This is a genomic window from Bradyrhizobium sp. (assembly GCF_028868675.1).
GTDB lineage: Bacteria > Pseudomonadota > Alphaproteobacteria > Rhizobiales > Xanthobacteraceae > Bradyrhizobium.
The window spans coordinates 1-5,046 of the sequence record NZ_JAGWUA010000272.1 but is presented as its reverse complement, the minus strand read 5'-3'; the positions used below and the strand labels follow the sequence as shown (position 1 = coordinate 5,046).

Genomic DNA, 5,046 nt, shown 5'->3' with positions numbered 1-5,046 from the left:
GCCGGGCTCACGATCGTGATCGGCGTCGTCGCGATCGGCCTGACCTCGCTGATGGCGACCATGGGCTACTGGTTCGACTGGGTGCGCTTTGCGGGGGCCGCCTATCTGGTCTGGCTCGGCGTCAAGCTGCTGTGGTCGCCGATCGAGGGCGTCAATGTCGACGAGCCGCCGGCGCCGCCGCGCGGCGGCTTCTTCCTGCAGGGCTTTCTGGTGCTGCTGTCCAACCCGAAGGTGCTGGTGTTCTTCGGTGCGTTCATCCCGCAGTTCATGGACATGGACAAGCCGCACTTCCCGCAAGTGGCGCTGCTCGGCGCCACCTTCATGGTCACCGCCGTGATGACCGACGCGGTCTATGCGCTGCTCGCCGGGCGCGCGCGGCTGTTCTTCTCGGCGCGCCGCACCCGCGCGCTGTCGCGGATTTCCGGCGGCTTCATGATCGGCGGCGGTATCTGGCTGGCGCTGACTCGCGCCAGATAGGCCGTTGTTTTCGGCGCAATCCCGCCGGCCGCTCGTCCCGCCCTGTTGGTTGCGGCCTTCGGCTGATTCTGCCCGATGCGTCAGGCGGTTGCGTGAGACGAGTCCGGCATTTTCCCGGCAGCCCCCATCCACTGTGCATGGGGTTGTTCCTCAGTTTCGTCGTCCGGCCCGCAAAAAGCCTCAGGCCAGCCCCTCCGCGCGCAACGTCGCCTCGATCTCCCGAAGGATCCGCGCCAGCCGGTCGGCCCATTGCCGTTGGCCGGCCTGGTCGGCGATCAGGTCCTGCCGGATCTCGATGCCGGTGTTGATCAGGCCGCGCGCCTCGCCGTGGACGGGGATGGTGTAGTCGGTGAGGTCGCTGACCGCATAGGGCTCGTTGTCGCCGACGACGAGATCGCCCTCCGCGCGCAAATGCTGCAGCAGCAGGCGCGGCAAGATGGCGTCGCGGTGATAGAGCGTGCCGATGTGCCAGGGCCGCGCGACGCCGGCATAGACCGGCGTAAAGGAGTGCAGCGCCACCAGCACCGTCGGGCGCCTTGCATGCAGGCGGGCGTCGATCGCCGCATTGATGCGGCCATGATAGGGATCGAAGATCTCGCGCCGCCTCGCCTCGCGCGCCGCCGCCGACAGCGCCTCGTTGCTGGGAATGGCCGTTGCCTCCGAGATCGCGGGAATCGAGCTCGCCGCGCCCGGCGGGCGATTGCAGTCGATCACGAGCCGCGAATAGCGCTGCGCGATCAGATGCGCGTCGAGCATGTTTGCCAGCCGTTCGGCGACGCCAGCAATGCCGATGTCCCAGGCGATGTGCCGCGTCAGTTCGCTCTCGGCGACGCCGAGGTTGCCGAGCGCATGCGGCAACAGCCGGTCATAGTGATCGGACGTGAGCAGGAAGGGCGAGCGGCCGCCTGCGTTGACCTCGTGCACCGGCGGGACGTCGTTCTGGCCGAGCAGAGGGGTTGGCGCACTGGTGGCATCGGAGATCATTCAAATCGCCCAGGGAAGGTGCAGAGATGGATCGCTCGATCGCAGACACATCACAAGTGCGATTGTCGCGCCAGCGCTGCGGATGCAGTTCTGGTTTGCTTCGCTTCGCGCGCAATGACGGCTATAGAGGGAACATGACCTCCGATCGTCTCTTCGTCTACGGCACGCTGATGCGCGGCTTCGATCACCCGATGGCGCGGCTGCTCTCGGGCCATGCCGACTTCCTGGGCGAGGCCACCTGTCGCGGCCGGCTTCATCTCGTCAAGCACTATCCCGGTCTCGTGCTGTCGGACGAGGCCGCCGACATCGTCCACGGCGAGCTGTTCCGCCTGCACACACCGGAGGAACTGCTGCGCGAGTTCGACATGTACGAGGCCTGCGGCGAAGGCTTTCCGGAGCCGACGGAATATCTGCGCAGGCTCGTCGAGGTGCGGCTCGCCGATGGGGCGGCCGAGCAGGCCTGGACCTACGTCTACAACTGGCCGGTGACGGACCTGCCGCGCATCGAGTCGGGTCGCTTCCTGGAGCATTAGGCCGCCGGCACCTCGCGCATGGGGCGGAGGAGCAGGCAGCCTGTGAATAACCGGGAGAATCGGCACGGACTTCGTATTTCGGCAAAGCGTGCCTATATGGCTATTCGATTGGCAGGACGTCCGACTCGGCCCAGACATCGCCCATGCGTTTCACGCCCCAATTCCTGGACGAATTGCGTGCCCGGCTTCCGGTCTCGGAAGTCGTAGGCCGGCGCGTGAAGCTGAAGAAGGCGGGGCGAGAGTGGAAGGGGCTGTCGCCGTTCCAGCAGGAGAAGACGCCGTCCTTCTACGTCAACGACCAGAAGGCGTTCTACCACGACTTCTCCTCGGGCAAGCACGGCGACATCATCACCTTCGTGATGGAGACCGAGGGCGTACCGTTCGCCGAAGCCGTGGAGCGGCTCGCTGCAATGGCGGGCCTGCCGCTGCCGGCGGTCACGCCCGATGCGGCGCGATACGAGCAGCGGCGCAAGACGCTGCACGACGTCATGGACCTCGCGGCAAAATTCTTCGCCGACACGCTGGCTTCGCGGGCGGGCGCCAAGGCGCGCGGCTATCTCGCCGATCGCGCGATCTCGCCGGCGACGCAATTGCAGTTCCGGCTCGGCTATGCGCCGCCGGAGCGCTTTGCGCTGAAGGAGCATCTCGGCAAGCAGGGCGTCCCGGTCGAGGACATGATCGAGGCGGGCCTTTTGGTCGCGGGCGACGACATTCCCGTGCCCTACGACCGCTTCCGCGACCGCGTGATGTTTCCGATCACCGACCTGCGCGGCCGCGTCATCGCTTTCGGCGGCCGCGCGCTGGAGAAGGACGTTCCGGCGAAATATCTCAACTCGCCGGAGACGCCGCTCTTCCACAAGGGCGACAATCTCTACAACCGCGCCACGGCGCGTCAGGCCGCGCACAACGGCAGCGCCCTGATCGTGGTGGAGGGGTATGTCGACGTCATCGCCATGGTCACCGCGGGCTTTGCCGGCACGGTGGCGCCGCTCGGCACCGCGCTCACCGAGAGCCAGCTTGTGCTGCTCTGGAAGATGGCGGACGAGCCGATCCTCTGCTTCGACGGCGACAAGGCCGGGCAGAAGGCGGCGTATCGTGCCGCCGATCTTGCGTTGCCGCTGCTCGCCCCGGGCAAGAGCCTGCGCTTCGCGCTGCTGCCGGAAGGACAGGACCCCGACGACCTCGTGCGCTCCGGCGGGCGCGGCGCGGTCGAGGAGGTGATGGCTGCGGCGCGACCGCTTGCCGACGTGATCTGGTCGCGCGAACTCGAGGGCGGCAGCTTCGTCACGCCGGAACGGCGCGCGGCGCTGGAGGCGCGCATCAACGAACTCACCAACGGCATCCGCGACGAGGTCGTGCGCCGCTACTACCGCCAGGATCTCGCCGGGCGCCTGCAGCGCACCTTTGCGCCCGAGGGCGGCCGCGGCGGCTTTGCCGGGCGCGGCAATTTCCGCTCAGGCCCCGGCCGCGGCTTTCCGCCCCGCACAGGCGGTGCACCCAACCGATTCGCCGGCTCCGGCCGCCGCGGCGCCGCCGGGCCCACCTCGATACCATCGGGTCCCTACCAGGCCGCGAGCCCGCAGCTTGCGGCGAGCCCGATCATGCGCGGCCAGCGCAGTGCGATCTCCCGCCGCGAGGCCCTGATCCTGCAGAGCCTGATCAACCACCCCTGGCTGCTGCACGAACACCTCGAGGAGGTGGCGGCGCTGGAATTGGCGCATCCCGAGGCGCACAGGCTGCGCGCTGGCATCATCGCCGCCTTCGCCAATGACCATCACCACAGCCCGGACCCCTCCGAGCAGGCGGAAAAGATGCGGGCCGACCTCGATGTTGGCGGTTTCTCCCAACTTCTTCAAAGGGTTGAGCGCGCGATCACGACTCAGGCGGTGTGGGGCGCGCGGGAGGGTGCGGCCCGGGACGACGTTCTTGCCACCTGGCACCAACTCGTCGCCTTGCATCGGCAGTGGCATTCCCTACTTAGGGAGCTGAAGGACGCCGAGCTGGCCTTGGGGGAGGACTCCAGCGAGGCCAATTTGGCGTGGCTGCGTGACGTCAAGGCTCGGATGGCCGAAGTCGACGGCATCGAGGCCCTGATCGAGGGCTTTGGCGAGTTGTCGGGCCGGTTCCAGAAGAGCGTGTGAATCGAAGAATCATGCGGACGGCGGAGGCCGGGACCGCAAAAAGACTCGCCAAATCCATGGTTTGGCGGCAAAAACAGGGTTAATCGAGGCTTAACGGTCTTGTAGCAACTTGGCCGGGCGGCCGCAGGTCATAACAGACGCGTCAGGACGAATCCGCGCATTCGCTGTTGGCAATTCCTGCAACCGCCGGCGACAAGAGGTGCTCACGAAGCGTTAGGCGAAATCCGGCGAGAGAAGTTGGGGGTGGCGAACGAACGTTTGCGCCGCCCTTTGCGTGTCGAGAGCTGACGTTCGCGAGCATACGATCGAGAAGCAGGTTCAAGTGATCAGGCAGGCGGACGTCGAGCCACCTGCGTGGAAAGCGCGTTTAGGAGCAATGGATGGCCACCAAGGCAAAGACGCTGCAGGCGAAGGACAAGGAAAAGGACGACAAGGCAGCGGACGCCCCGGAGAAGGATTCCCAGGACGCGCCGTCGCCGTTGCTCGACCTGTCCGACGCCGCGGTGAAGAAGATGATCAAGCAGGCCAAGAAGCGCGGCTTCGTGACCTTTGATCAGCTCAACGAAGTGCTGCCCTCCGACACCACCTCTCCCGAACAGATCGAAGACATCATGTCCATGCTCTCGGACATGGGCATCAACGTCACCGAGGCCGATGACGCCGAGGGCGACGAGGACAAGGACGAGAGCGGCGGCGAGGACGAGACCGACAACGAGCTCGTCGAGGTCACGCAGAAGGCCGTCACCGAGGTCAAGAAGAGCGAGCCCGGCGAACGCACCGACGATCCCGTGCGCATGTATCTGCGCGAGATGGGCACGGTCGAGCTGCTCTCCCGCGAGGGCGAGATCGCGATCGCCAAGCGCATCGAGGCCGGCCGCGAGGCGATGATCGCGGGCCTGTGCGAGAGCCCG

General features: G+C 66.6%; 5 protein-coding genes. 4 read left to right on the top strand and 1 reads right to left on the bottom strand.

Features of this window, described 5'->3' with window-relative positions:
• A partial coding sequence (locus KGM94_RS23350; RefSeq protein ID WP_300264546.1) for a LysE family translocator occupies positions 1–477 on the top strand: 477 nt, incomplete at its 5' end.
• A 180-nt stretch (positions 478–657) separates the two neighbouring features.
• On the opposite strand, the gene KGM94_RS23345 is transcribed toward KGM94_RS23350, so the two are convergent.
• Positions 658–1,461 carry an N-formylglutamate amidohydrolase gene (locus KGM94_RS23345; protein ID WP_300264544.1) on the bottom strand — a complete coding sequence of 268 codons (804 nt, stop codon included), beginning with the start codon at positions 1,459–1,461 and terminating at the stop codon, positions 658–660.
• A 134-nt stretch (positions 1,462–1,595) separates the two neighbouring features.
• Here KGM94_RS23345 and KGM94_RS23340 point away from each other — a divergent pair, with 134 nt between their 5' ends.
• The 3 genes from KGM94_RS23340 to KGM94_RS23330 all read left to right on the top strand — a co-directional run.
• Complete coding sequence (locus KGM94_RS23340; protein WP_300264542.1) at positions 1,596–1,994, top strand: gamma-glutamylcyclotransferase family protein; 399 nt, start codon at positions 1,596–1,598, stop codon at positions 1,992–1,994.
• 143 nt (positions 1,995–2,137) lie between these two features.
• Complete coding sequence (gene dnaG / locus KGM94_RS23335) at positions 2,138–4,135, top strand: DNA primase (protein WP_300264540.1); 1,998 nt, start codon at positions 2,138–2,140, stop codon at positions 4,133–4,135.
• Between the two features lie 380 nt (positions 4,136–4,515).
• Positions 4,516–5,046: RNA polymerase sigma factor region1.1 domain-containing protein (locus tag KGM94_RS23330; RefSeq protein WP_300264538.1), on the top strand; the 531-nt coding region annotated here is incomplete at its 3' end.